The following is a 25984-nucleotide window of genomic DNA, read 5'->3' as shown; positions in this document are numbered from 1 at the left end:
CGGTGGTGCGGCTGTCGATGCCGGTGGTCATGCCGGTCATCCTCCGATCGAGCTCATCGGACGGGTGGGCTGCAGGAAGCCGGGATCGTCGATGCCGTGCCCCGCCTTCTTGCCCCACATCGCGTACCGCCAGGTGTCGGCGATCTCGGCGTCGGTCGCGCCGCCGCGCAGCATCGCCCGCAGGTCGGTCTCGCCGGTGGCGAACAGGCAGGTGCGGACCTGCCCGTCGGCGGTGAGCCGGGTGCGGTCGCAGGCACCGCAGAACGGCCGGGTCACCGAGGCGATCACGCCGACCGTCGGCGCGGTGTCCGGCGTGCCGGGGGTGCGCAGCGGTGCTCCGTCGTGCCGGCCCAGCACCTCGAACTTCTCGGCCGGGGCGCCGCCGCGGTCCTCGCCGGACTCCCGGAGCACGAACCGCTCCTCCAGCCGCGCCAGGATCTCCTCGGCGGTGATCATCTCGGAGCGCCGCCAGCCGTGCTGCGCGTCGAGCGGCATCTGCTCGATGAACCGCAGCTGGTAGCCGTGGGCCAGGGCGAACTCCAGCAGATCGGCGGCCTCGTCGTCGTTGACCCCGCGGAGCAGCACCGCGTTGATCTTCACCGGGCGCAGCCCGGCGGCGTGCGCGGCGGCCAGCCCGTCGAGCACGTCCTGCAGCCGGTCCCGCCGGGTGATCTCGGCGAACCGCTCGGGGCGCAGGGTGTCCATCGAGACGTTGAGCCGGTTCACCCCGGCGGCGGCCAGGGCCCCGGCCCGCCGGGCCAGGCCGATGCCGTTGGTGGTCAGCGAGATGTCCGGCCGGGGGTGCAGCGCCGACGCCGCGGACAGCACGTTCTCCAGGCCCTTGCGCAGCATCGGCTCGCCGCCGGTGAACCGCAGCTCCTCGATGCCGAGCTCGTGCACGGCGACCGCGATGAGCCGGTTGAGCTCGTCGTCGGTGAGCTGCTCGTCGCGCGGCATCCAGTCCAGGCCCTCGGCGGGCATGCAGTAGGTGCAGCGCAGGTTGCAGCGGTCGGTGAGCGAGATCCGCAGGTCCGTCGCGACCCGGCCGAACCCGTCGACGAGACGGGTGTCGGCGGGGCGGGACGGGTCCCGGGACGGGCCGCCGCGCAGCGTCGGCAGGCCGAGCTGGGTGGTCATGGGCCCGAGGCTAGCCCCCGTCGCACCGACCGGCACAGCGCGGATTTCCGCAGCTCAACGCGGTGATCCGCAGCAGCGGGAGCGGTCCGGTGCGGCTCGTCGCAGGTGCGGAACTAGTCGCGCTGTACCTAGTCGAAAGGATAGGTACAACGCGACTACTTCGGCCGGAACCGCTCGTCCGGTGACCGCCTCAGGAGTGCGCGGCGAGCTCCTGCCGCGCGACCGAGCGGATGTGCACCTCGTCCGGGCTGTCGGCGAACCGCAGCGCCCGCGCCCAGGCGTAGAAGTAGGCGAGCGGGAAGTCGTCGCTCATCGCGCCGCCGCCGTGCACCTGCATCGCCCGGTCGATCACCGCGCAGGCCGTCCGCGGCACCACGACCTTGATCGCGGCGATCTCGGTGCGCGCCCCCTTGGCGCCGTGCTCGTCGATCAGCCAGGCCGTCTTGAGGGTCAGCAGCCGGGCCTGCTCGATCTCCATCCGGGACAGCGCGATCTGCTCGCGCACGACGCCCTGGTCGGCCAGCGGCCGCCCGAACGCGACCCGCGCCTGTGCCCGCTGCACCATCAGCGACAGCGCCCGCTCGGCCATCCCGATCAGCCGCATGCAGTGGTGGATCCGGCCGGGGCCGAGCCGGGCCTGGGCGATGGCGAACCCGCCGCCCTCCTCGCCCAGGATGTTCGACGCCGGCACCCGCACGCCGTCGAGCACCAGCTCGGAGTGGCCGTGCTGGTCCTGGTAGCCGAACGTCGGCAGGTGCCGCACGATCTGCAGGCCCGGGGTGTCCCGCGGGACCAGGACCATCGACTGCCTGCGGTGCGGCGAGACGGACCCGTCGGAGTCCGGGGAGGTCTTGCCCATCACGATGAAGATCCGGCAGCGCTCGTCGGCGGCGCCGGAGATCCACCACTTCCGGCCGTCGATCACGTAGTCGTCGCCGTCGCGCCGGATCCTGGTCTCGATGTTGGTGGCGTCCGAGGAGGCCACGTCCGGCTCGGTCATCGCGAACGCCGACCGGATCTCGCCGGCGAGCAGCGGCTCCAGCCACTCCTGCTTCTGCGCCTCGGTGCCGAACAGGTGCAGGGTCTCCATGTTGCCGGTGTCCGGGGCCTGGCAGTTGATCGCCTCCGGCGCGATCACCGGCGACCAGCCCGACACCTCGGCGACCGGCGCGTACTCCAGGTTCGACAGCCCCGACAGCGAGGGCAGGAACAGGTTCCACAGGCCGCGCCCGCGCGCCTCCTCCTTGAGCGACTCCACCACCGGCGGCAGGTCCCACTCCTGCGGCGTGCCCCGCCGCTGTGCGCGGAACGCGTCGTACTCGGCCTCCGCGGGCAGCACCCGCTCGTCGAGGAAGGCGCGCATCCGCGCGGTGTAGTCGGTCGCCGCTGCACTGGGTGCGAAGTCCACGGCGCGATCAGAACACACCGGCGCGGCCGGGGCGCGCACACGCCCGGCGGGAGCTGCGTGACATCCGCCGTGGCACCGCCGCAGGCGCGACCTTAGTATCCACGACGTGCCGCACTTCAGGATCTCCGAGGCCGCCCGCCTGCTCGGCGTCAGCGACGACACCGTCCGCCGCTGGGTGGACGCGGGGACGCTGCCGGTGCAGGCCGACGCGTCCAATCGCAAGGTCATCGACGGCGCGGCGCTCGCCGAGTTCGCGCGCGAGCACGCCTCCGCGCCGCCGGACCCCTCGGTCGTCCAGCGGTCCGCCCGCAACCGGATGGTCGGCCTCGTCACCTCGGTCATCGCGGACACCGTGATGGCCCAGGTGGAGATGCAGTGCGGCCCGCACCGGGTGGTCTCCCTGATGAGCAGCGAGGCCGCTCGCGACCTCGGGCTGGAGCCCGGCGCGCTCGCCGTGGCGGTGATCAAGTCCACCAACGTCGTCGTGGAGACGCCGGGCGGCGCTCTGTGACCACGACCGCTCCCGCTCGCCGGGAGCGGGCGGCCGACCGGCACGGCACCGGCGTCGGGCTGCCGGTATGGATGTGGATCCCGGCCGGGCTCGGCTTCCTGGTGATCGCGCTGCCGGTGTTCGGCCTGCTGTGGGAGGCCGACTGGGCGGCGATGCCATCCCTGCTGACCAGCGACGCGGCGCTCTCGGCGCTGCGGCTGTCGCTGGTCACCGCCGGCGTCTCGACGACGCTGTGCCTGCTGCTGGGCGGTCCGCTCGCCGTGGTGCTGGCCCGCGGCCGGATCAACCGGCTGCCCCGGCTGATGCGTGCGGTCCGCTCGATCGTGCTGCTGCCGCTGGTGCTGCCGCCGGTCGTCGGCGGACTCGCCCTGCTGTTCCTGCTCGGCGCGAACGGCCTGGTCGGGCAGGGACTGGACGCCGCGTTCGGGATCTTCATCCCGTTCACCACGGTGGCGGTGATCCTGGCCCAGACGTTCGTGGCGATGCCGTTCCTGATCGTCTCGCTGGAGGGTGCGCTGCGGACGGCGGGGGAGCGCTACGAGGCGACGGCGGCGACCCTGGGTGCGTCCCCCGGGCTCGCCTTCCGCCGGGTGACGGTGCCGCTGGTGCTGCCCGGCCTGGCGTCCGGGCTGGTGCTCGCGTTCGCCCGCTGCATGGGCGAGTTCGGCGCCACGATCGCGTTCGCCGGGAGCCTGGAGGGCACCACCCGGACCCTGCCGCTGCTGGTCTACCTGCAGGGCGAGACCGACGTCGCGGGCGCGGTCGCGCTGTCGCTGCTGCTCGTCGTGGTGTCGCTGGTCGTGATCGTCGTCGGCCGCCCGCGCGGGATGGACGGCCGCGGATGAGCGGCGTCGAGCTGGCCGTCCGGCTGGAGCGCGACGGGTTCGCCCTCGACCTGGAGCTCGCCGTCGCCGACGGGGAGGTGCTGGCCGTGCTCGGGCCGAACGGGGCCGGGAAGTCGACCCTGCTCGGCGTCCTGTCCGGGTTGCTGCGGCCCGACCACGGCCGGTTGACGGTCGGCGGCCGGACCCTGCTGGACACCGGGACCGGCGGGTTCGTCCCGCCGTACCGGCGCGGGGTGGGTCTGCTCGCCCAGGAGCCGCTGCTGTTCCCGCACCTGTCCGCGCTGGCGAACGTGGCGTTCGGCCCGCGGGCGCACGGGATGCCGCGGGCCGAGGCGGACGAGCGGGCCCGCGGGCTGCTGGCCGCGGTCGGTGTCGAGCAGCTCGCCGGCCGCCGCCCGGCGCAGCTGTCCGGCGGTCAGCAGCAGCGGGTCGCGCTGGCCAGGGCGCTGGCCCCGCGGCCGGGCCTGCTGCTGCTCGACGAGCCGCTCGCCGCGCTGGACGTCGACGCCGCCCCGGCGATGCGCTCGCTGCTCCGCCGGGTGATCGCCGACGGCGGGCAGACCGCGCTGCTGGTCACCCACGACGCGCTGGACGCGCTGGTGCTGGCCGACCGGGTCGTCGTGCTGGAGGCGGGCCGGATCGTCGAGCAGGGCCCGGCCCGGGAGGTGCTGGCCCGCCCGCGCAGCGCGTTCTCGGCCCGGATCGCCGGCCTGGACCTGGTGCCCGGCACCGCGGACGGCGCCGGCCTGCGCACCGACGACGGCGTGGAGCTGCACGGGCACGCGATCGAGGTCGCGATCGGCGAGCCTGCGGTCGCGGTGTTCCCGCCCGCCGCGGTGTCGGTGCACGCGCGCCGGCCGGAGGGCAGCCCGCGCAACGTCTTCCGGGTCCGGGTGGCGGCGCTGGAGCCGCGCGGCGACACCGTGCGACTGCGGGCGGGCGCCCCCGACGGCGGGCCGGACTGGGTGGACGGGCTGGCCGCCGACGTCACCCCGGCCGCGGTCGCCGAGCTGGGGGTGGAGCCGGGGCACGAGCTGTGGTTCGCGGTGAAGGCCGCGGAGGTAGCGGTGCACGGGCGCCTGGGCTGATCCGGCGGCTACACATCCGTCACCCCACGAGTCACACGATTCACCCGGGCCACCATCGTGTCTCTCGCCCCACCGGCAACGCGCGCATATCGTCGCTTTCCGTGAGCCTCCACCGTTCCCGAGCCGCTGTCGCGGTCACAGCTGGTGCGATGACCGTCGCGCTCGGTGTTCTCCTCGCGCCGGTCGCGTCGGCCGCGCCGGACACCTCCGGCTCCGCCAACAGCACTGCCGTCGGGGCGGTCACCGGGTACCTGGTGCAGACCGCGACGGCCGGCCAGACCCGGGCCGCGGTGGAGGCGGTCGGCGCGGAGCCGAGCGTCACCTTCGACACGGTGCTGCACGGGTTCGCCGCCCCGCTCGACCCGGCGCAGGCGGCCGAGCTGCGTGACCGGCCGGGCGTCGTCGGGGTCGAGGAGGACCGCACCGTCACCCCGCTGGACCCGCAGGCCGCCCACCAGGGCGCCCCGCTGGACCCGGACGACCCGGACGGCACAGCCACCGCCGAGCAGGCGCCCGGGAACTGGGGCCTCGACCGGATCGACCAGCCCGATCTGCCGCTGGACGGGCAGTACCGGCGCACCGCGTCCGGCGCCGGGGTGGACGTCTTCGTGCTCGACACCGGGGTGGACGCGCGGCATCCGGAGTTCGGCGGCCGGGCCCGGCTCGAGGTCAACACGATCGACGACCGCGACGAGGACTGCGACGGGCACGGCACCGTCGTCTCCGGCATCGCCGCGTCGAACAGCTACGGCGTGGCCCCCGGGGCGAACGTGCGCGGCGTGAAGGTGCTCGACTGCAACGGCACCGGCACGCTGTCGTCGCTGCTGGCCGGGCTGGACTGGGTGGTGCAGAACAAGCGCGGCCCGTCGGTCGCGGTCATGTCCTGGAGCTACGGCAGCTCGCCGATGCTGCGCCAGGCGGTGCAGCGGATGCTCGACGCCGGGGTGTTCGCCGCGTCGTCGGCCGGCAACACCGGCGGCGACGACTGCACCGCGCTGCCGCGGGCGGTGGACGGCGTGCTGGTGGTGGCGAACTCGACGATCGAGGACCGGCGGGCGTCGAACTCCTCGACCGGGCGCTGCGTGTCGCTCTACGCGCCGGGCACCCGGATCGTGGCGCCGGTGCCCGGCGGGGGCACCGCGTCCTACAGCGGGACGTCGATGGCCGCGCCGTTCGCGGCCGGCGTCGCGGCGCTGTACAAGCAGGCGCAGGGGGACCGGCCCAGCCCCGCCGTCAAGCAATGGATCATCGACAATGCGGTCGGCGGCCGGATCGACGGCGGCTCCACCGGCAACACGCCGAACCGGCTGCTGCAGTCCGGCGGCCTCTGAGCCGGCGGCCGTCTACCGTTCCGGTCATGCCCGGACAGCACGACATCCCGGCGGACCTGCCCGCACTGGAGGCCGGCTACCTGGCCCCCGGCACCGCGGACTGCCCGACGTTCCGGGAGGACACCGAGTGGCGGGCGATCGTCGACGGCGTCGACTACTTCGCCCAGCTGTGCGGGCTGTTCGACCGGGCGGGCCCCGGCGACTCGGTGCTGATCACCGGACTGAACCTGCAGCCGGACATGGACCTCACCGGCGCCGAGCCCGGCGACGACGACTACGAGGCGCTCGCCGACCGGCTGGCCCGGCTCGCCGACGACGGCGTGGACGTGCGGGTGCTGCTCACCGCAGCGGTGTACTCCGGGTCGGTGCCGGGGGTCGCGATCAGGCCGTTCCGGGCGAACGCGTTCGCCGCGCTGGAGCTGCGCCGGCGGCCGTCGCTGCGCGGCCGGGTGCTGCTCGACTGGTCCGGCTCCGGCATCGGCTGCCACCACCAGAAGATCGTGCTGGTGCACGTCGGGGGCACGCTGACCGCGTTCGTCGGCGGTCTCGACCTGTCGGCGAACCGGTTCGACGCCGAGCCGCACGACCGGCTCTCGATCGGCGACGAGCGCTGGGGCTGGCACGACGGCGCCGTCCGGCTGCGCGGCCCGGCCGCCGGCCGGGTGTGGGAGGTGTACCGGGCCCGCTGGGCGGAGGCCGCGACGCTGCCGCCGCGGTCGTTCTACCGCCCGCCGGCGCGCTGGGAGCCGATGAACCCGGAGCCGTTCGCGCCGCCGCTGCCGCCGTCGCCGCCGACCCCGGCCCGGTCCGCCCCCGGCACCGCGGTGCAGGTCCTGCGCTCGCTGCGGCCGTGGAAGATCGACCACTTCGGCACGCTCTACCGCCGGCACTGGACGGTGCTGCCGCGGCACGGCGTGCAGGAGGTGTTCCACGGGCTCTCCGCGGCGATCCGCGGCGCCCGGCACTACATCTACCTGGAGGACCAGTACTTCTTCGAGGTGCCGGGCGGCCGGCGGGCGTTCCGGCTCTACGGCCTGCTGCGCAACGCCGCCGCCCGCGGCGTGCGGATCGTGCTGGTCTGCTCCGGCCGCCGGGACCCGGCCGACGCCGGGATCAACACGTTCCGCCGCCGGGTCACCGGGGACGTGCAGCGCGGGGTCATCGACCAGCTGGCGCCGGCCGACCGCGGGAACGTGATCATGCACCGGATCGAGGGGCTCACCGTGCACACCAAGGTGATGCTGGTCGACGACGTGTACGCCGCCGTCGGGTCGGCCAACTTCTTCTCCCGCTCGATGCGCGGCACCGACACCGAGCTGAGCGCGGCGCTGGTGACGACCGGGGACCAGGTGCGCGACCTGCGGGTCCGGTTGTGGGCGGAGCACCTGCGGACCGAGCTGACCGACGAGCTGCGGCCCCGGCTGGAGGACCTGGACCTGGCGCTCGGGATGTGGCGCCCGGAGTGGCTGCCGCCGCAGGCGCCCGCCGGGACCTGGCGGGAGCCCGGCTACCCGGCCGGGTTCGACCCGGCCGAGCGCGTGCTCGTCCCGGTCGGGCCGTGGCCGGAGCCGTCCCCGCGGCCGCTGCGCCGGGCCGCCCGCGGGGCCCGCCGGGGCGCCGCCCGGGTGGCCGAGTCGGGCCGGCGCGCCGGGCGCAGGCTGTCCTCCTGAACCTCGGGTGCACTCCTTACGTGGGTAGCCGGGTGTTGGCAGCGGCCCGGTTCCGGGGACAGGATGTGACGGCCGCCTCCGGGCGCCGCACCGCGCCGAACTGCGCCGCACCCGGCGTCGTCACCAGCACTGCCGAGGAGAACATCGCCGTGACCTCCACCGCCGCCGGAGCCCCCGCCGTCCCGTCGTACGCGTCCGGGGTCTCGGACACCCCGCTGCTCGGCGACACGATCGGCGACAACTTCGACCGGACCGCCGCCGCGTTCGGCGACAACGACGCGCTGGTCGACGTGCCCACCGGCCGCCGCTGGACCTACACCCAGCTCCGCGAGGCCGTCGACAAGCTCGCCTGCGGCCTGCTCGCGGCCGGGGTGGCGACCGGGGACCGGCTCGGGATCTGGTCGCCGAACACCGCCGAGTGGACACTCGTCCAGTACGCCACCGCGAAGATCGGCGTCGTCCTGGTCAACATCAACCCGTCCTACCGGACGCACGAGCTGGAGTTCGTGCTCAAGCAGGCCGGGATCTCCACCCTGGTGTCGGCGTCGGAGTTCAAGACGTCGAACTACGAGAAGATGATCGCCGAGGTCCGGCCGAACTGCCCGGAGCTGGAGCGGGTCGTGATCGTCGGGTCGGACGAGTGGACCGCGCTGGCCGACGGCGGCGCGGCGCCGGACCGGGTCCGGCTGGCGCAGGTGCAGTCGTCGCTCGGCGCGGACGACCCGATCAACATCCAGTACACCTCGGGGACCACCGGATTCCCGAAGGGCGCGACGCTGTCGCACCACAACATCCTGAACAACGGCTACTACGTCGGGAAGCTGTGCGGGTACACCGAGGCCGACCGGGTCTGCATCCCGGTGCCGTTCTACCACTGCTTCGGCATGGTGATGGGCAACCTCGGCTGCACCACCAACGGCGCGACGATGGTCATCCCGGCCCAGGGCTTCGATCCCAAGGCGACCCTGCGGGCCGTCGAGCAGGAGCGCTGCACCTCGCTCTACGGGGTCCCGACGATGTTCATCGCCGAGCTCAACGATCCCGACTTCGAGTCGTTCGACCTGTCCAGCCTGCGCACCGGGATCATGGCCGGCTCGCCGTGCCCGGTCGAGGTGATGAAGCAGGTCGTCGAGCGGATGGGGATGGGCGAGGTGACGATCTGCTACGGCATGACCGAGACGTCGCCGGTGTCCACCCAGACCCGCGCGGACGACTCGCTGGACCGCCGGGTCTCCACCGTCGGCCGGGTGCACCCGCACCTGGAGATCAAGGTCGTCGACCCGGAGACCGGGAAGACCGTGCCGCGCGGCGAGGCCGGGGAGCTGTGCACCCGCGGCTACTCGGTGATGCTGGGCTACTGGAACCAGCCGGACAAGACCGCCGAGTCGATCGACGCGGCCCGCTGGATGCACACCGGCGATCTCGCCGTGATGGACGACGACGGCTACCTCAACATCACCGGCCGGATCAAGGACATGGTCATCCGGGGCGGCGAGAACGTGTACCCGCGGGAGATCGAGGAGTTCCTCTACACCCATCCCGACGTGGTCGACGCCCAGGTCATCGGTGTTCCGGACGAGCGCTACGGCGAGGAGCTGTGCGCCTGGGTGATCCTGCGCGAGGGCGCGGCCGAGCTGACCGCGGACACGCTGAAGGAGTTCGCCACCGGCAGGCTCGCGCACTACAAGATCCCGCGCTACGTGCTCGTCGTCGAGGAGTTCCCGATGACGGTCACCGGCAAGGTCCGCAAGGTCGAGATGCGCGAGCGCTCGGTCGGCCTGCTCGACCTGGAGGCCGCGGCCGGCGTCCGAAACGCCTGACTCCGGCCGTCCGCGGACGGTACGATGGGCACCTGACGCGTCCGGGTGACCCGAGCACGGTTTGTCACGGTCCATCCGGGCGCGTTCGTCGTGCACGCAGCAATCGCAGTGAATCGAGGAGCACGGTGCCCACCGGCAGGGTGAAGTGGTACGACGCGGAGAAGGGCTTCGGCTTCCTCTCGCAGGACGGCGGCGAGGACGTCTACGTCCGCAAGGCGGCACTGCCGGCGGGGGTGGAGGCGCTCAAGTCCGGTCAGCGTGTCGAGTTCGGTATGGCCGAGGGGCGGCGCGGGCCACAGGCGCTGTCGGTTCGGCTGGTCGAGAAGCAGCCGTCCGCCGTCGAGAACACCCGGCGCCCCGCGGAGGAGCTGCACGGCCTGATCGAGGACATGATGCGGCTGCTGGACAACAAGATCCAGCCCGCGTTGCGGCACGGCCGCTATCCCGACCGCAAGACCTGCAAGCTGGCCGCCGAGGTGGTCCGCGCGGTCGCCCGCGACCTGGACGGCTGACGCCCGCCGGGCGCCCGGAAATGCCGGGCGCCGGCGCGGCGTTCCGGCAGGCGTGCGCCTGTCGTTGCTGGATCGTTCGCGGACCCGGGCCGGCGAGCCCGACTCGGCCGCGCTGCGGCACACCGTGGCCCGGGCCCGGCGCGTCGAGCAGCTCGGCTACCACCGGTTCTGGGTGGCAGAGCACCACGCGGTGCCCGGGATCGCGTCCGGCAGCCCGCCGGTGCTGATGGCGGCGGTGGCCGCGGCGACCGACCGGATCCGGGTCGGCTCCGGCGGCATCATGCTGCCCAACCACCAGCCGATCGTGGTCGCCGAGCAGGTCGCGATGCTCGCCGCGCTCTACCCGGGCCGGATCGATCTCGGCATCGGACGGTCACCCGGCTTCACCGAGCCGGTCCGGCGTGCGCTGCGCGCCGCGGCCGCCGACGACGACACCTTCCGGGCCGAGCTCGCCGAGCTGCGCTCGTTCCTGGACGGCACCGGCCCGGTCACCGTCCGGCCGCGTCCGGAACGGTCGGTCCCGCTGTTCCTGCTGGCGACCGGCGCCGGACTGCGGCTCGCCGGGGAGCTGGGGCTGCCGGCCGTCGTCGGCGGGCCGGTGCTCGACGACCGCGCCGCGCTGGAGGGCTACCGCGAGCGGGCCGGCGACGCCGCGCACCTGGTCGTCTCGGCCGACATCCTGGTCGGGCACCCCGATCTCGCGCTGTCCGAGGCGTGGGCGCTCGCCGCCGCCCGCACCACCGGCGAGTTCCCGCCGCTGGAGCCGCCCGACCCGGGCCGCCGGACCACCGCGCGGCAGCGGGACACCGTCGCCCGGTCGCTGGCCCGGACCCTGGCCGGGGATCCCGACACCGTCGCGGAGCTGCTCGACGACCTGGTGGCCCGGACCGGCGCGGACGAGCTGATGGTCAGCTCGTCGACCTGGGACCGGGAGGCGCTGGACGCGTCGGACGCGGCGCTGGCCCGGCTGCTGGTGGGCGGGCGGGCGCACGCCGGGCGCTGAGGGGATTCACGACCGGCGTCGCCCGAGGCCCCTCAGCCCGCCGGCTGCTCCCCGACCAGCACCCAGGTCGCCCGGACCGGGAACTCCAGCTCCTCGGTCTCCGGGTCGATCGCCGGCGCCGCGCCGAACAGCTGCACCTGCGCGGTGACCAGCCGGTCGGTCTCGGAGGGAAGGATCAGCGTGTACTCGCCGCGGCTGCCCGGGGTGGCGATGTCGCTGCGCTGCTCGATCGGGGCCGGGTCGTCGCCGCGGGTGAAGGCGTAGGCGACCTGCCACGGGCCCTCCGAGACCTCCTCCGGCACGGTGATCCGGATCGGGGTGCCGGGCGGCACGTCCGCGGTGACCCGAGAGTTCGGCTCGTCCGAGCAGTTCTCCATCCGGTTGTCGCAGAACTGGGTCGGCGCGGCGGTGAGCGAGGTGCCGTCGACGTCGAACGTGACGGTGGGCCGCGACGTCCCGCAGCCGGCGAGCAGGACGGTGGCGACGGCGAGCAGCCCGGCGAGCGCGCGGCCGGACCGGCGGGATCGGGTGATCACGGCGGCCAGCCTACGTACCGCGGCCGGGCGCCCGATCCGCGACGTCAGCGCACCGCAGCGGCGGCCGGTGGCGCCGCGCGCGGCGCCAGGCCGGGGACCAGGGTGCTGCCGCGGCGGACCATCGCCGCCTGCAGCGCGAACACCGCGATCACGCAGGCGGCGATCACGAAACCGGTCCGGAAGGTGTCGTGCGGGGCCAGCACGCCGATCGCGCCGCCCAGCACCCAGGCCAGCTGCAGCACCGTCTCGGACCGGCCGAACGCGGACGCCCTGGCGTGCTCGGGCAGGTCGCGCTGGATCACCGCGTCCAGGCAGACCTTCGCCAGCGCGCTCGCCGTGGATGCGATCAGCGCGACGACGACCGCCGCCGGGACCCCGGGCACCAGCGCCGCGCCGGCCGCGGCCAGCACGGCCGCGCCGGCCGCGGCGAGCACCACCGGCTCGACCCGGCCGAACCGGCTGCGCGCACCGACCGCGTTGCCGAGGAACAGGCCGGTGCCCGCGGCCGCGCCGACCACGCCGATCACGATCACCTGCCGGGCCGGGTCGCCGCCGGCCTGCTCGGTGCCCGCCTTGACGACGAACGCGACGAACAACGTCAGGAAGCCGGTCAGCACCCGGACCGTGCTGGTGCCCCACAGGGCCACCAGCACCGAGCGGGTCGCCGGCACCCTGGCGCGCCGGGTCCCGGGCCGGGCGGCCGGCACCGCTGCCGGGACCTCGCCCGCGGTCGACTCCACCCGGCGCGGGATGCGCAGGCACAGCACCGCGCCGGCGACGCCGAGCGCCGCCGTCCACCACAGTGCGCCCGGTGAGCCGAACGCCCAGGCGGCACCGGCGGCCACCGCGCCGGCCACGCCGCCCGCGGCCATCCCGAACGTGGTGAGCCGGGAGTTCGTGGTGGCCAGGGTGATCGACGACGGCAGCACCCGCGGGGTCACCGCGGCCTTCAGCACCAGGAACGACTTGCTCAGCACCAGGATCCCGAGCGCCGCCGGGTACAGCACCCAGGTGTCCAGGTGGAACACCAGCACCACGGCGAGCACCGCCCGCCCGGCGCAGGACACGGCCATCGCGATCCGCCTGCCCCGCTGCAGGCGGTCCAGCATCGGCCCGATCACCGGCGCGACCAGCGCGAACGGGGCGACCGTGATCGCCAGGTAGAGCGCGACGTTGGCGGTCGACTCGGCGGTCGCCGCCGCGAAGAACAGGGTGTTCGCCAGCGCCACGGCGACCGCCGCGTCGAGCGCGTAGGTGAACATCGTGGCGTAGGTCAGCGCGGTCAGCCCGGAGCCGTCGGCGCCGTCCGCGGTGGCGGCCCGGCGGAACAGGCCCACGGCGCGCCCGGTCAGCTCCCGGGTGCGGTGCACCGCGACCCGGGTGACGGTCAGCTTCCGCGGGCCGGTGCGGGCGTCGCCGGCCGGTTCGCGCAGCGACGGGTCCGAGGCGATCGGCGTGGTGCGCGGATCCGGCCGCGCGACCCGCCCGGTGCGCCCGCCGGAGCTGTCGGGACCCGCGGTGCGGTCGCGGCGGCGCCGGAACGGGTTCGGGGCCATGGCCCCATTGTGCGCCGCGGCACCGACGGTTTCGCCGTCCCCGGGCGGTCCCGGCGCGCCGTCACCCGGCCGGACGCACCGGGCTCAGGCCGGCGGCGCCAGCCGCACCCGGAACGTCGCGGGCCACAGCTTCCCGGTGATCAGGTACTCGTCCCCGGCGACGTGCGCGATCCCGTTCAGCACGTCGGCGTCCCGGCCGCGGGCCCGGTCGAGCAGCCCGGAGGCGTCCACCACCAGGTCCACCGTGCCGGTGGCCGGGTCGATCCGGACGATCTCGTCGCTCTGCCACACGTTCGCCCACACCCGGTCGCCGACGCACTCCAGCTCGTTGAGCTGCTGCTGCGGCGAGCCGTCCCGGGTGACGGCGACCGAGCCGGTCTCGGCGAGGTCGTCCGGATCGTGGAAGCGCAGCCGGTCGGTGCCGTCGGAGCGGACGACGCGGCCGTCGTCTGCCAGGCACAGGCCCCAGCCCTCGCCGTCGACCGGGACCTCGCGGCGCAGCGCCAGGGTGTCCCGGTCCCACTCCAGGGCGACGCCGTCGCGCCAGGTGAGCTGCCAGATCGCGTCCCCGACGGCGGTGATCCCCTCGCCGAAGTAGGAGGGCGGCAGCGGGGTGGCCGCGCGCAGCGCCCCGGTGTCCGGGTCCAGGGCCCGGATCTCGGACTCGCCGACCCGGCCGGTGCCCTCGTAGAGGACGCCGTCGTGCAGCTCCAGGCCCTGGGTGAACGCCGTCGGGTCGTGCGGGATCTCGGCCAGCACCTCCGGGCGGACCACCGGTGCGGATCCGGGTGCCGGTGCGGCGGCGCCGCACGCCGCGAGCACGAGGACGAGGGGGAGCAGCAGCGCAACGGGCACCGGCCCAGGATGCCCGGAGCCGGGTGGCACACTGGTGAGGTGACTGCTGGTGACGACACCTCCCACCCCGAGGGGGCCACGGTGCCGGAGGCGCCCGCACCGGGTGCAGCGCCGGAGGCGCCTGCACCGCTTGCAGAGCCGGAGGCGCCTGCACCGCTTGCAGAGCCGGAGGCGCCTGCACCGCTTGCAGCGCCGGAGGCGCCTGCACCGCTTGCAGCGCCGGAGGCGCGGGTCGCGCCGCGGGAGCTGTTCGACGCCGTCGAGGTCGCCCGGGCCGCCGCCGTCGAGGAGGCGGCCTACGAGCTGGGCCGCGCGGACGCCGTCGCCGCGGTGGGCCTGCACCTTGGCGCCGCCGCCGAGGACGACGGCTCGGTGACGCACTCGTTCGTCGCGGAGCTGCCCGGCTACCGCGGCTGGCGCTGGGCCGTCACGGTCGCCAGTGCCGGGCCGCACGAGCCGGCGACGGTCTCGGAGTCGGTGCTGCTGCCCGGTGACACCGCCATCGTCGCGCCCAGCTGGGTGCCGTGGGACCAGCGGGTCCGGCCCGGCGATCTCAAGCCGGGCGACCTGCTGCCGCCGCCGGCCGACGACCCGCGGCTGGTGCCCGGCTACGTCGACAGCGGCGATCCGGCGTTCGAGGAGCTGGCCCACGAGGTCGGGCTCGGCCGGGAGCGGGTGCTGTCCGCGGACGGCCGCGCCGCGGCCGCCGAGCGCTGGCAGCACGGCGAGCGCGGCCCGGCCGCCGACCTGGCCAAGGCGGCGCCCGCGTCCTGCGGGACCTGCGGGTTCATGCTGCCGATCGCCGGTTCGCTGCGCGGGGTGTTCGGCGTGTGCGCCAACGGCTCGGCCCCGGCGGACGGGCAGGTCGTCGCGGTCGGTTTCGGCTGCGGCGCGCACTCGTCGGTGACCGAGCCGGCCGGGTCTCCGGTGTACGTCTCGGCCCTGGTCTACGACGACGGTGTGGACCTCGAACCGGTCGGTTCCCACTGAGCGGACCTCCCGCCGACCCGTTCGGCACCGCGGCGCTGCGGACCGGGGTGCTCGCGGCGTGGTCGTCGTCGCCGACCCGGTTCCGGGAGGACGTCAACGCCGAGGACGACCTGCGCCGCGGCGGGTACGCCCGGACCTGGGCCGCCGAGCTGCTGCAGAACGCCTCGGATGCGGCCGTCGCCGCCGGGGTGCCGGGCCGGGTGCTCGCCCGGGTGCACGACGGCGAGCTGCGGATCGCGAACACCGGTGCCCCGCTGGACGCCGCCGGGGTCGCCGCGCTGGCGGCGCTGCGCGCGTCGGCGAAGCGCGACGCCGCGGGCGCGACCGGCCGGTTTGGCGTCGGGTTCGCCGCGGTGTCCGCGATCTGCGCGCAGCCGCGGCTGGTCACCGCGGACGGCGGGGTCGCGTTCTCCGCGCAGCGCACGGCCGCCGAGGTGGCGGCGCTGGGCGGTGCCGCGGCCGACGAGCTGGCCCGCGATCCGCGGGTGCCGGTGCTGCGGCTGTGCTGGCCCACGGACGAGGAGCCACCGCCGGTCGGCTATGCCACCGAGGTCCGGCTGCGGCCCGACGCCGCCGATCCTGCGACGCTGCTCGCCGAGCTCGCCGGGCTCGCGGCCGATCTGATGCTCGCGCTGCCCGCGCTGGGTGAGGTGGTCGCCGGGGACACCACGCTGATCCGCACCGAGCGCGGCGCCGGGCGGGTCCGGATCGGTGACCGCGAGCTGCTGCTCGCCGGTGATCCGGCGCGCTGGGCCCTCCCGTACGACGACGGCCGCCCGGTCCCGTACCCGCCGGACGCCGGCGAGGTGCTGCACGCCCCCACCCCCAGTGCGGAGCAGCTGTCGCTGCCGGCCCGGTTGCTCGCGCCGTTCCCGCTGGACCCGGACCGCCGTCGGATCCGCGCCGACGACCCGGCCACCGGCGAGCTCGTCGGGCAGGCCGCCCGGGCCTACGCCGAGCTCGTCGGTGCGGTCGGGCCGGAGTTCCGGACGGCCCTGGTGCCCGAGCCGGGCTTCCCGCGCTCCCCGCTGGACGGGCTGCTGCGCACCGCGATCGACGCCGAGCTCGGCTCCACGCCGTGGCTGCCCGCGGCGGCCGGTGGCGGGGCGCTCGCCCCGGACCGCGCCGAGTACCTCGATCTCGGCGGCGACACCCCGGCCGGCCTGCCGGAGCTGCTCGCCGCCGCCGGTCCGGCGTTCGACCGGCTGGTCGCCTCCGGCGTCGTCCCGCCGCCCGGCCTGCACGTCGACCGGCTGGGCCCGGCGGGCCTGGCCGAGCGGCTGACCGGGATCGACACGGCGCCGGCCTGGTGGCGGGAGCTCTACGCGGCGCTCGCCCCGGCCGTCGACCGGATCCCCGGCCTCTCCGCGGAGCTGGGCGCGCTGCCGGTCCCGCTGGCCGACGGTCGCCTGGTGCCCGGCCCGGCGTCGGTGCTGCTGGCCGACGCCGCCACCCCGGAGCTGCCGGAGCTGCGGATCGCCCATCCCGATGCCGCGCACCCGCTGCTGCGCAGGCTCGGCGCCGCCGACGCCGACGCCGAGACGCTGCTGGCCGCGCCCGCGTTGCTCGACGCCGTCGAGCGCTCGGTCGACGACGCCGAGGCCGGCCTGGACACCGAGCCGCTGGCCCGGGCGGTGCTCGCGCTGCTGGACACGCCGTCCGCGGCGCGCGATCCGCGGTTCGGCGCGCTCGCCCTCACCGCCGACGACGGCGCCCCGGCCCGGGCCGACGAGCTGGTGCTCCCCGACGCGCCGCTGCGCGCCCTGCTCGACCCGGACGCCCCGGTCGGGATCCTGGACGCCCGCTGGCTGGACGCCGGCCGGGACGCGCTGGTCGCGGCCGGCGTGCTGGACCGGTTCGCGGTGGCCGAGTTCGATCCGGAGGTGCTGCACGACGCCGACCGCTACGACGCCGACCGCTACGACGCCGACCGCTACGACGGCGGCGGGGCCGGCGGGGCAGTGGGCCCCGCCGTCCGGGATCTCGATCTCGTCGACGACGACGCCTGGCCGGCCGCACTGGCCCTGCTCGCCGCCGACCGGGACACCCGGGCCGCGATGCTCACCGGGTACACCGCGTGGTGGCTGTCCCGGCACGTGCGGATCGGCGGGCGGCTGCCGTCGACCTGGCGGCTGCCCTCGGCGTCCACGCTGGCCGGTCTCTACGATCCGCTCCCGCCGCTGGACGGTCTCGGCGGTCCGGCCGACGACGCCGTCCTCACCGCGATCGGCGTCCGGGCCGGGATCGTGATCGGCGGCCCCGACGAGGCGGTGGAGCTGCTGGACCGGCTCGCCGACCCGGCCCGCCCGGTCACCGGCGACGTCGCCGGGATCGTGCACACCGCGCTGGCCGCGGCGCTGCGCGCCGGTGTGTTCGAGCTCGACGATCTGGACCCGCCCGATCAGGTCCGGACGCTGACCGGCGCGGTCGTCCCGGCCGATCGCGCGGTCGTCGCGGACACGCCGTGGGTGCTGCCCGCGCTCGGCGACGTCCCGGCCGTCCCCGGCGGCGACGACCCGGACGCGCTCGCCGAGCTGCTCGACCTGCCGGCCGCCTCGGCCCGGGTGACCGGCACCGTCCGCGGCGCGGGCGAGCCGCTCGGCTGGACCGAGGACGCCGAGATCGTGCTGGCCTGCCGGGCGATCGGCGCCGACCCGCCGGACGGGGAGCTGCGGCGGCACGACCGGCTGGTCGTCGATCTGGACGGCGGCGGCGCGGTCATCGTCCCGGCCTGGCCGGGGCCGGACGGCGGGTGGCACGCGTCGGACCCGCTGCGGGCGCTGGTGGCCGCGCTCGCCGAGCGGCGGCGTGTCAGGATGATGCCGTGACGTCAGAGCTTCCGCGCCGGGTCGCGGTGCTCTCGGTACACACCTCCCCGACCGAGCAGCCCGGCACCGGCGACGCAGGCGGCATGAACGTCTACGTCGCGCAGACCGCGATCCGGATGGCCCGGCGCGGGGTCGAGGTGGAGATCTTCACCCGCGCGACGTCGTCGGAGCAGCCGCCGACGGTCGAGCTCGCCCCTGGTGCGACCGTCCGGTTCGTCGCCGCGGGTCCGTTCGAGGGGCTCGGCAAGGACGACCTGCCCGCCCAGCTGTGCGCGTTCACCGCGGGCGTGCTGCGGGCCGAGGCCCGGCACGATCCCGGCTGGTACGACGTCGTGCACTCGCACTACTGGCTCTCCGGCCAGGTCGGGTGGCTGGCCCGGGACCGGTGGGGGGTGCCGCTGGTGCACACCGCGCACACCCTCGCGAAGGTGAAGAACGCCGCGCTGGCCGCCGGGGACACCCCCGAGCCGCGGGTCCGGCTGATCGGCGAGGACCAGGTCGTCGCCGAGGCGGACCGGCTGGTCGCGAACACCGAGATCGAGGCCAAGCAGCTGATCGACCTCTACGACGCCGATCCGCGGCGCACCGTCACGATCCCGCCGGGCGTCGACACCGACCGGTTCCGGCCGGGCGACCGGGCCGCCGCCCGGGCCGCGCTGGACCTCCCGGCGGACGCCGTGGTGCTCGCGTTCGTCGGCCGGATCCAGCGGCTCAAGGCGCCGGACGTGCTGCTGCGGACCGCCGCCGAGCTGCTCGCGCGGACCCCGTCGCTGCGGGACCGGCTGGTGGTGCTGGTCGCGGGCGGGCCGTCCGGGTCGGGCCTGGCCGAGCCGACGTCGCTGCAGGAGCTGGCCGCCGAGCTGGGCGTGACCGACGTCGTCCGGTTCCTGCCGCCGCGCGGCGGCGAGGAGCTGGTCACCGTCTACCGGGCCGCGGACGTGGTGGCGGTGCCCAGCTACAACGAGTCGTTCGGGCTGGTCGCGCTGGAGGCGCAGGCCTGCGGCACGCCGGTGGTCGCGACCCGGGTGGGCGGGCTGCCGGTGGCCGTCGCCGAGGGCCGGTCCGGGCTGCTGGTCAGCGGGCACGACATCTCCGACTGGGCCGACGCGCTCGGCGAGCTGGCCCTGGACCGGGCCCGCCGCGAGCGGATGGCGGACGTCGCGGCCGGGCACGCCCGCCGGTTCTCCTGGGACCGCACGACCGAGGCCCTGCTGGGCGCCTACGACGAGGCCCGCGCCGAGTTCCAGGTGCGGGAGGGGGGCAGGCGATGACCGATCTCGATCCGGTGGTGGCCGACGCGCTGGCCGGGATGGGCGTCGAGCACGTCCACCGCGGGCCCGGGCAGTGGCTGGTGACGCTGCCCGGCGAGGCCCGGCTGCAGACCCAGACCTGGCTGCTGGTGCGCGAGCAGACCGTCGGGGTGCAGGCGTTCGTCTGTCGTCGTCCTGACGAGAACGCCGAGGGCGTTTACCGGTTCATGCTGCTGCGCAACGCCCGGCTCTACGGCGTGCACTACTGCCTGGACCGGGCCGGCGACATCCACCTGGTCGGCAGGCTGCCGCTGCACGCGATCACCGCCGACGAGATCGACCGGGTGCTCGGCCAGGTGCTGCAGGCCGCTGACGGCGACTTCAACACCTTCCTGGAGCTGGGGTTCGCCTCCTCGATCCGGCGCGAGTACGCCTGGCGCAGCGAGCACGGCGAGTCGACCGCGAACCTGGCGGCGTTCGCGCACTTGATCGACGGATAGTCCGGACTGCTCAGTACCGCACCGGATCGCGCAGCAGCGGGCAGGTCATGCAGTGCCCACCGCCGCGGCCGCGGCCCAGCTCGGACCCGACGATGGTGTGGACGGTGACCCCGGCCCGGCGCAGGATCTCGTTGGTCTGGGTGTTGCGGTCGTAGGCGAACACCACGCCCGGCTCGACGGCGACCACGTTGTTGCCGGAGTCCCACTGCTGGCGCTCGCTGGCGTACATGTCGCCGCCGGTGGGCAGTACCCGCAGCTCGGGCAGGCCGAGCGCGTCGGCGACGACGTCGACGAACGGCTCCTTCTCCTCGGTCGCCTCCGGCCCGCGGTCGCCGGGGCGCAGCGAGAAGGTGCGGATGCCGTCGACGATGCCGCCGTAGGCGGTGGCGACGTCCCGGTCGGCGAAGGTGAACACGGTGTCCAGGTGCATCGCGGCGCGCAGCTTCGGCATCCCGGCGACCACCACCCGGGTGGCCGCGCCCGCGTCGAACAGTGCGGCGGCCAGCTGGGTGATCGCCTGCCGGGAGGTGCGCTCGCCCATCCCGACCAGGACGGCGCCGTTCCCGACCGGCATCACGTCGCCGCCCTCGATCGACGCGGCACCCCAGCCGAGCTCCGGATCGCCCCACCACACGCGGGCGCCGATGAACTCCGGGTGGAACGTGTAGACGGCCTTCATCAGCAGCGTCTCGCCGTGCCGGGCCGGCCAGAACAGCGGGTTCAGGGTGACGCCGCCGTAGATCCAGCAGGTGGTGTCGCGGGTGTAGAGGGTGTTCGGCAGCGGCGGCATCAGGTACTCGGGCGGGCCGCCGGTGCCGCCGGCGAGCGCGATCCACGGCGAGCTGAGGTCGCCGGGCAGGTCCGTGGTGGACAGCCCGCCGATCAGGAACTCGGCCAGCTCGCGATCGGTCAGGCCGTCCAGGAACGCCCTGGTCTCGGCGAGCAGCCCGAGCCCGACCTGGTTCGGGACGATCTTGCGGTCGAGCAGCCAGGCCCGCGCGCCGGGCACGGCGAGGGTCTCGGCGAGCACGTCGTGCAGCTCCAGCACCTCGACGCCGAGCCCGCGCATGGCGGACACGAACGCGGCGTGGTCGCGCCGGGCGTTCTGCACCCACATGACGTCGTCGAACAGCAGCGCGTCGGAGTTGGACGGGGTGAGCCGCTCGTGTGCCCGGCCGGGCGAGCAGACCAGGACGCGCCGCAGCCGTCCCACCTCGGAGTGCACACCGAACCCGGACACCGGCATCAGCTCCTCGAACTCAGGTGCGGCAGGACCAGCACCGGCACCGGTGCGGCCCGGATCAGCCTGGACGCCCGCGAGCCGAGGAACACCCTGGCCAGCGGGCCGGAGTCCGACGATCCCACGACGAGCAGCTCGTCGCTGCGCCAGTCGACGGCGGCGACCGCCTCGTCCCAGCCGGTGCCGGTGCCGATCACGCACGGCACGCCGGCGTCGACGGTGCCGTCGGCGACCAGCCTGTGCTGCGCCTCGGCGGCCTGGTCGGCCCACGACTCGAGGATCGAGTCCTCGGCGTGCAGGCCGACCTCGGGCGGGTACATCGTGGCGTTGCGGACGCCGAAGCTCGCCACCCGCAGCGGGGTGCCGAGCCGGGCGGCGAGGCCGGCGGCGGCGGCGACGGTGCGCACCGAGGAGTCGCTGTCGGAGAAGGCGACGGTGAGCCGGCCGAACGGCGCGTCACCGGGATCAGGGGAGCCTGGTGAGCCGCCGCCGCGCGGGGCCAGCGCGACGCCGACCGGCGCGGCGTGCAGCAGCTTCTGCGCGGTCGTGCCGAGCCCGATCCGGCCGTCCGGCCCGCCGGCCGCGGAACCGACGACGAGCACCGTCCCGCCGGCGTCCTGCACCACGTCCACCAGGGTGGAGGCGACCGACCGGCCGGGCACCGCGCGATGGCCGACGGGCACGGTGGTCCCGGTGAGGTGCGCGCGGGCGGCGGCGGTCGCCTCCTCGCCGACTCGCCGGGCGTACTCGCCGAACTCGGCGTCCACCTTCGCCGGTGACGGCGTGGACCACTGCCGTGGCACGACCGTCACCACCAGCATCGGTTCGCCGCGGGCGTGGGCGAGGCGGAGCCCGAGATCGAGCGCCCCGGGCCCGCCGCGGTGCGGGAGGTACCCGACGACGACCGTCATGCGTTCTCCCGGGCCAGTGCCGAGTGCCGGCGTCCGTACAGGGCGTAGAGCAGCAGGAACAGCGCGACCCAGGCCGCGAACACCAGCCAGGTGATCCAGTGCAGGCTGATCAGGATGTAGCCGCAGACCAGCACCGACAGCACCGGGACCACCGGGTAGCCGGGCACGGTGAAGCCGCGCGGCAGGTCCGGCTCGCGGCGGCGCAGCACGATGACGCCGACCGAGACCACGATGAACGCGGTCAGGGTGCCGATCGAGACCAGGTCGACGAGATGGTCCAGCGGGACGAAAGCGGCCAGCAGCGCGACCACCGCGCAGACGATGACGGTGTTCTGCACCGGCGTCCGGGTCCGCGGGCTGACCCGGGAGAACACCGGTGGCAGCATCCCGTCGCGGCCCATCGCGAACAGGATGCGGGTCTGCCCGTAGAGCACCACCAGGGTCACCGAGAAGATCGAGATGACCGCGCCGACGGCCAGCACGGTGCCCCACACGGTGGAGCCGGTGACGTTGTTCAGGATCTGCGACAGCCCGGCCTCGGACTGGCCCTCGAAGTCCTGCCAGGGCTGGGTGCCGACCGCGGAGACCGCGACCAGCACGTAGAACGTGATCACGACGGCGAGCGCGATCAGCAGCGCCCGCGGCATCGTGCGCTGCGGGTCGCGCACCTCGTCGCCCGCGGTGGACACGGCGTCCAGGCCGATGAAGGAGAAGAAGATGACCCCGGCGGCGGTCGCCACCCCGGCGGTGCCGAACGGTGCGAAGTCGGCGAAGTTGTCGGCGTCGAACGCGGTGAAGGCGATGACCACGAACATCGCCAGCACGGCCAGCTTGATCGCCACCATGATCGCGTTCAGCCGGGCGGACTCGCTGGCCCCGCGGATCAGCAGCACCATGCACAGCCCGACCAGGACGACGGCCGGCAGGTTGACCACGCCGGGATCGTCGTCCCAGGGTGCGGCCAGGATCGCCTGCGGCAGCTCGATGCCGGTGATGTTGACCAGCGCCTCGTTCAGGTAGCCGCTCCAGCCGACCGCGACGGCGGCCGCGGAGACGCCGTACTCCAGCAGCAGGCAGGCGGCGACGCCCATCGCCACCACCTCGCCGAGCGTGGCGTAGGCGTAGGAGTAGGTGCTGCCCGACACCGGGACGGCCGAGGCCATCTCGGCGTAGCAGAGCGCGGAGAGCCCGGCCGCGACGCCGGCGAGCACGAACGAGAGCACCACGGCGGGCCCGGCGTCCGGGACGGCGGAGGAGAGCACGAAGAAGATCCCGGTGCCGACGGTGGCGCCGATGCCGAACGCGGCGAGCTGGAAGGTGCCGATCGTGCGGCGCAGCTCGTCCGGCCCCGATCCGCTGCTCGGCGGCCGGATCGGCTTGCGGCGCAGCAGCTCCGCCCGGAGAGTCGACGGCTCGCGCGGTGTCGTCATGCGTGCCGCCTCGGGATCGGGGGCCGTTGTGTCCTGACATGGTGGCCGACGCCGCGCGATTCGTCACCGGCCGCTCCGGGTCCCGCGGTGACTCGTGGGTAACTTTTTCCGACCGCGCGGCGGCGGGGACGGCCGGCAGTGCCTAGCATGTTGCGGAACACCGGGCGCGCCTCCCGCCGCCCGGCTTCCCGATGGACCTCGCGAAGGAGCGACGCCTTGTCGATGCGCAGCCCGTACCCGGACGTCGAGATCCCGGATGTCTCGCTGACCGAGTTCCTGTTCGCCGACGGATTCGGGGACCGGGCCGACGCGCCCGCGTTCCTCGACGGCACCACCGGCGACCAGCTGACCTTCACCGAGTTCCACGGTCTGGTCGAGAAGATCGCCGGCGGGCTGGCCGCCCGCGGGATCGGCAAGGGCGACGTGGTCGCGCTGTTCGCGCCGAACCTGCCCCAGTGGGCGGCCCTGTTCCACGGCATCCTGCGCGCGAACGGCATCGTGACCAGCGCGAACTCGATGTACACCGGCGGCGAGCTGGCACACCAGCTCAAGGACTCCGGCGCCACGACGCTGATCACCGTGTCGCCGTTCCTGGACCGCGCGCTGGCCGGCGCGACGGAGGCGGGCCTGTCCGCCGACGCCGTGCTGACCATCGACAAGGTCGAGGGCCACGACTCGCTCGCCGATCTCGTCTCGTCCGGGGCGCCCGCCCCCGAGCTCACCACGACCGCGACCGACACCGCGGTGCTGCCCTACTCGTCCGGCACGACCGGACTCGCCAAGGGCGTCATCCTGACCCACCGCAACCTGGTCGCGAACCTGCTCCAGGTGCAGGTCATGGGCGAGGTGACCGACCAGACCAAGATCATGGCGTTTCTGCCGTTCTTCCACATCTACGGCATGACCGTGATGATGAACCAGGGCCTGCACGCCCGCGCCACGGTCGTCACGATGCCGAAGTTCGATCTCGAGCAGTTCCTGTCGATCACCCAGAAGTACTCGGTCGACCGGCTCTACATCGCCCCGCCGGTCGCGGTCGCGCTGGCGAAGCACCCGATCGTCGACTCCTACGACCTGTCCTGCGTGAAGACGGTCTTCTCCGGTGCGGCGCCGCTGGACGGCGAGCTCGGCCGCGCGGTCGCGAAGCGGCTCGGCTGCACGGTGCTGCAGGGCTACGGGATGACCGAGCTCTCGCCGGTCAGCCACTGCATGCCCGACGACCGCGGCGATCTCGATCTCAACTCGTCCGGCTTCGCGCTGCCCAACATCGAGTGCAAGCTGGTCGATCCGGAGTCCGGCCGGGAGGTCGGCGTCGGCGAGCGCGGCGAGCTGTGGGTGAAGGGCCCGAACGTGATGGTCGGGTACCTGAACAACACCGACGCCACCGACGCCACCAAGGACGCCGAGGGCTACCTGCACACCGGCGACATCGCCGTCGTCGACGAGGAGGGCGTGTACTCGATCGTCGACCGGGTCAAGGAACTGATCAAGTACAAGGGCTACCAGGTGCCGCCCGCCGAGCTGGAGGCGCTCCTGCTGACCCACGACAAGATCGCCGACACCGCGGTGATCGGCGTCAAGGACGCCGAGGGCGAGGAGGTGCCGAAGGCGTTCGTGGTGAAGCAGGCGTCCGGCGCGGACCTCACCGAGGACGAGGTGATGGCGTTCGTCGCGGAGAAGGTCGCGCCGCACAAGAAGGTGCGGGTCGTCGAGTTCATCGAGCAGATCCCGAAGTCGGCCTCCGGGAAGATCCTGCGCAAGGACCTGCGGGCCCGGGAGAACGCCGCGGGCTGAGCCCCACGACCGGCCGGGACGGTGTCGTGACCTGTGGTTTCGCCACCGCCGCTACCGCGGCATGATCACCACACCGTTCGTGTCTGGGAAACCGGGTCGGGCTCCCGTCGTTGTGCAACATGCGGGTGTCGCGCGTGTAGCGGCGAACTCGTGACACCAGTGCCGAGTCGATACGGAGATCGACGTGGCTCCGGTCGACAGGTATTGGCTCGGATGGCAGCTCCTGGCGGTCGGCGACGGCGGCCCTGACGAGGTCCACCGCGGAGGTGGATCCCTTGATGGGCCTCGCCCGAGCGGAGTCCTCGGCGGTGGCGTTCAGGCCGGACACCAGCGTTCCGGGCGTCGCGAACACCACGCTGGTCTCGCCCAGAGAAGGGAGGACGGCCCCGACGTAGCTGAGAACGTGTTTGAGAAGATCAAGTCGCGGGTGAAGGCGTACTTCTGTTGGCGGGTGGCCGGCTTGCCGCGGGTGAGGCGGTGGGTGATGGTGTTGATCGCGGCCCAGCGGATCATGGCCTCGGATGCGGCGGGGTGGCGTTCGTAGTCGCGGGCCAGACGGCGGTGCGCGGTGAGCCCCCCCCACGTGGGCGTGTCACGGCAGGTGTGTAAGCCGCGGGTGGACCAAGATCGACCACAGTGATCAACACTGTGGTCGGGAAGGACACCCACGTGAGTAAGAGATGGTTTCAGAATGAGTTCGGCGTGTCTGCTGTAGACACTCACTGAGCTGCGGCAGAGTCGCTCGACATGGCTGTCGATCTTGTTCCTG

Annotated in this window: 21 protein-coding genes and 1 pseudogene; 13 read left to right on the top strand and 9 right to left on the bottom strand. The window is 74.4% G+C overall.

The window, feature by feature from the left end; translation table 11 throughout:
• Window positions 1–36: 36 nt before the first annotated feature.
• Window positions 37–1137 carry a GTP 3',8-cyclase MoaA gene (gene moaA / locus ABZ881_RS15615; RefSeq protein WP_358485108.1) on the bottom strand — a complete coding sequence of 367 codons (1101 nt, stop codon included), beginning with the start codon at window positions 1135–1137 and terminating at the stop codon, window positions 37–39.
• A gap of 190 nt (window positions 1138–1327) precedes the next feature.
• Window positions 1328–2545 carry an acyl-CoA dehydrogenase family protein gene (locus ABZ881_RS15610; protein WP_358485106.1) on the bottom strand — a complete coding sequence of 406 codons (1218 nt, stop codon included), beginning with the start codon at window positions 2543–2545 and terminating at the stop codon, window positions 1328–1330.
• 106 nt (window positions 2546–2651) lie between these two features.
• Between ABZ881_RS15610 and ABZ881_RS15605 the strand changes: the two genes are divergently transcribed.
• The 8 genes from ABZ881_RS15605 (at window position 2652) to ABZ881_RS15570 (ending at window position 11325) form a co-directional block, all read left to right on the top strand.
• Entirely contained in the window at window positions 2652–3056 is a 405-nt protein-coding gene (locus tag ABZ881_RS15605; RefSeq protein ID WP_358485104.1) for a helix-turn-helix transcriptional regulator, read from the top strand.
• 71 nt (window positions 3057–3127) lie between these two features.
• Window positions 3128–3901, top strand: coding sequence for an ABC transporter permease (locus ABZ881_RS15600; RefSeq protein ID WP_358485326.1), 774 nt, complete (start codon window positions 3128–3130; stop codon window positions 3899–3901).
• Window positions 3898–4989: an ABC transporter ATP-binding protein gene (locus ABZ881_RS15595; protein ID WP_358485102.1), complete on the top strand. Its 1092-nt coding sequence runs from the start codon at window positions 3898–3900 to the stop codon at window positions 4987–4989. Before ABZ881_RS15600 ends, ABZ881_RS15595 begins: the two co-directional genes overlap by 4 nt.
• Window positions 4990–5138: 149 nt before the next feature.
• Entirely contained in the window at window positions 5139–6320 is a 1182-nt protein-coding gene (locus tag ABZ881_RS15590) for a S8 family peptidase (protein ID WP_358485101.1), read from the top strand.
• A 26-nt stretch (window positions 6321–6346) separates the two neighbouring features.
• Window positions 6347–7990 carry a phospholipase D-like domain-containing protein gene (locus tag ABZ881_RS15585; protein ID WP_358485099.1) on the top strand — a complete coding sequence of 548 codons (1644 nt, stop codon included), beginning with the start codon at window positions 6347–6349 and terminating at the stop codon, window positions 7988–7990.
• A gap of 149 nt (window positions 7991–8139) precedes the next feature.
• Window positions 8140–9810 (top strand): AMP-binding protein, encoded by a 1671-nt coding sequence (locus ABZ881_RS15580; protein WP_358485325.1) that lies wholly within the window; start codon window positions 8140–8142, stop codon window positions 9808–9810.
• Between the two features lie 125 nt (window positions 9811–9935).
• Entirely contained in the window at window positions 9936–10322 is a 387-nt protein-coding gene (locus ABZ881_RS15575) for a cold-shock protein (protein WP_344026891.1), read from the top strand.
• Between the two features lie 64 nt (window positions 10323–10386).
• Window positions 10387–11325, top strand: a complete 939-nt coding sequence (locus tag ABZ881_RS15570) for an MsnO8 family LLM class oxidoreductase (protein ID WP_358485097.1) — start codon at window positions 10387–10389, stop codon at window positions 11323–11325.
• 32 nt (window positions 11326–11357) lie between these two features.
• On the opposite strand, the gene ABZ881_RS15565 is transcribed toward ABZ881_RS15570, so the two are convergent.
• The 3 genes from ABZ881_RS15565 to ABZ881_RS15555 all read right to left on the bottom strand — a co-directional run bounded on the left by ABZ881_RS15565 (window position 11358) and on the right by ABZ881_RS15555 (window position 14272).
• Entirely contained in the window at window positions 11358–11861 is a 504-nt protein-coding gene (locus ABZ881_RS15565) for a DUF2771 family protein (protein ID WP_358485094.1), read from the bottom strand.
• A gap of 44 nt (window positions 11862–11905) precedes the next feature.
• Window positions 11906–13417: an MFS transporter gene (locus tag ABZ881_RS15560; RefSeq protein WP_358485093.1), complete on the bottom strand. Its 1512-nt coding sequence runs from the start codon at window positions 13415–13417 to the stop codon at window positions 11906–11908.
• 84 nt (window positions 13418–13501) lie between these two features.
• Entirely contained in the window at window positions 13502–14272 is a 771-nt protein-coding gene (locus ABZ881_RS15555; RefSeq protein WP_358485092.1) for a glutaminyl-peptide cyclotransferase, read from the bottom strand.
• Between the two features lie 39 nt (window positions 14273–14311).
• On the opposite strand from ABZ881_RS15555, the gene ABZ881_RS15550 reads away from it, so the two are divergent.
• The 4 genes from ABZ881_RS15550 to ABZ881_RS15535 are packed head-to-tail and all read left to right on the top strand — an operon-like array spanning window position 14312 to window position 19840.
• On the top strand, window positions 14312–15262 hold the full coding sequence (locus tag ABZ881_RS15550) for a DUF3027 domain-containing protein (protein ID WP_358485091.1): 951 nt from the start codon (window positions 14312–14314) through the stop codon (window positions 15260–15262).
• A 47-nt stretch (window positions 15263–15309) separates the two neighbouring features.
• Entirely contained in the window at window positions 15310–18090 is a 2781-nt protein-coding gene (locus ABZ881_RS15545; protein ID WP_358485088.1) for a hypothetical protein, read from the top strand.
• Window positions 18087–19361, top strand: coding sequence for a D-inositol-3-phosphate glycosyltransferase (gene mshA, locus ABZ881_RS15540; protein ID WP_358485086.1), 1275 nt, complete (start codon window positions 18087–18089; stop codon window positions 19359–19361). Before ABZ881_RS15545 ends, mshA begins: the two co-directional genes overlap by 4 nt.
• Window positions 19358–19840 (top strand): YbjN domain-containing protein, encoded by a 483-nt coding sequence (locus ABZ881_RS15535; protein ID WP_358485085.1) that lies wholly within the window; start codon window positions 19358–19360, stop codon window positions 19838–19840. Before mshA ends, ABZ881_RS15535 begins: the two co-directional genes overlap by 4 nt.
• A gap of 10 nt (window positions 19841–19850) precedes the next feature.
• On the opposite strand, the gene ABZ881_RS15530 is transcribed toward ABZ881_RS15535, so the two are convergent.
• From ABZ881_RS15530 to ABZ881_RS15520, 3 genes are read right to left on the bottom strand one after another with little or no spacing between them, the layout of a single operon-like run.
• The gene (locus ABZ881_RS15530; protein WP_358485083.1) at window positions 19851–21080 is read right to left on the bottom strand and encodes an arginine deiminase; all 1230 of its coding nucleotides are present in this window, start codon (window positions 21078–21080) and stop codon (window positions 19851–19853) included.
• Window positions 21081–21085: 5 nt separating this feature from the next.
• Window positions 21086–21991 carry a universal stress protein gene (locus tag ABZ881_RS15525; RefSeq protein WP_358485080.1) on the bottom strand — a complete coding sequence of 302 codons (906 nt, stop codon included), beginning with the start codon at window positions 21989–21991 and terminating at the stop codon, window positions 21086–21088.
• On the bottom strand, window positions 21988–23421 hold the full coding sequence (locus tag ABZ881_RS15520; protein ID WP_344026913.1) for an amino acid permease: 1434 nt from the start codon (window positions 23419–23421) through the stop codon (window positions 21988–21990). The genes ABZ881_RS15525 and ABZ881_RS15520 overlap by 4 nt, the downstream gene beginning before the upstream one ends.
• A 222-nt stretch (window positions 23422–23643) precedes the next feature.
• On the opposite strand from ABZ881_RS15520, the gene ABZ881_RS15515 reads away from it, so the two are divergent.
• On the top strand, window positions 23644–25215 hold the full coding sequence (locus ABZ881_RS15515; RefSeq protein ID WP_358485079.1) for an AMP-binding protein: 1572 nt from the start codon (window positions 23644–23646) through the stop codon (window positions 25213–25215).
• Window positions 25216–25530: 315 nt separating this feature from the next.
• On the opposite strand, the pseudogene ABZ881_RS15510 reads toward ABZ881_RS15515, so the two are convergent.
• Window positions 25531–25984: pseudogene (locus tag ABZ881_RS15510) on the bottom strand (hypothetical protein); the annotation flags it as partial.

Origin of the sequence: Pseudonocardia sp. NPDC046786, from assembly GCF_040645415.1 — a bacterium.
Taxonomy (GTDB): Bacteria; Actinomycetota; Actinomycetes; order Mycobacteriales; family Pseudonocardiaceae; genus Pseudonocardia; species Pseudonocardia kongjuensis.
This window is presented reverse-complemented; position numbering and strand designations above follow the sequence as displayed.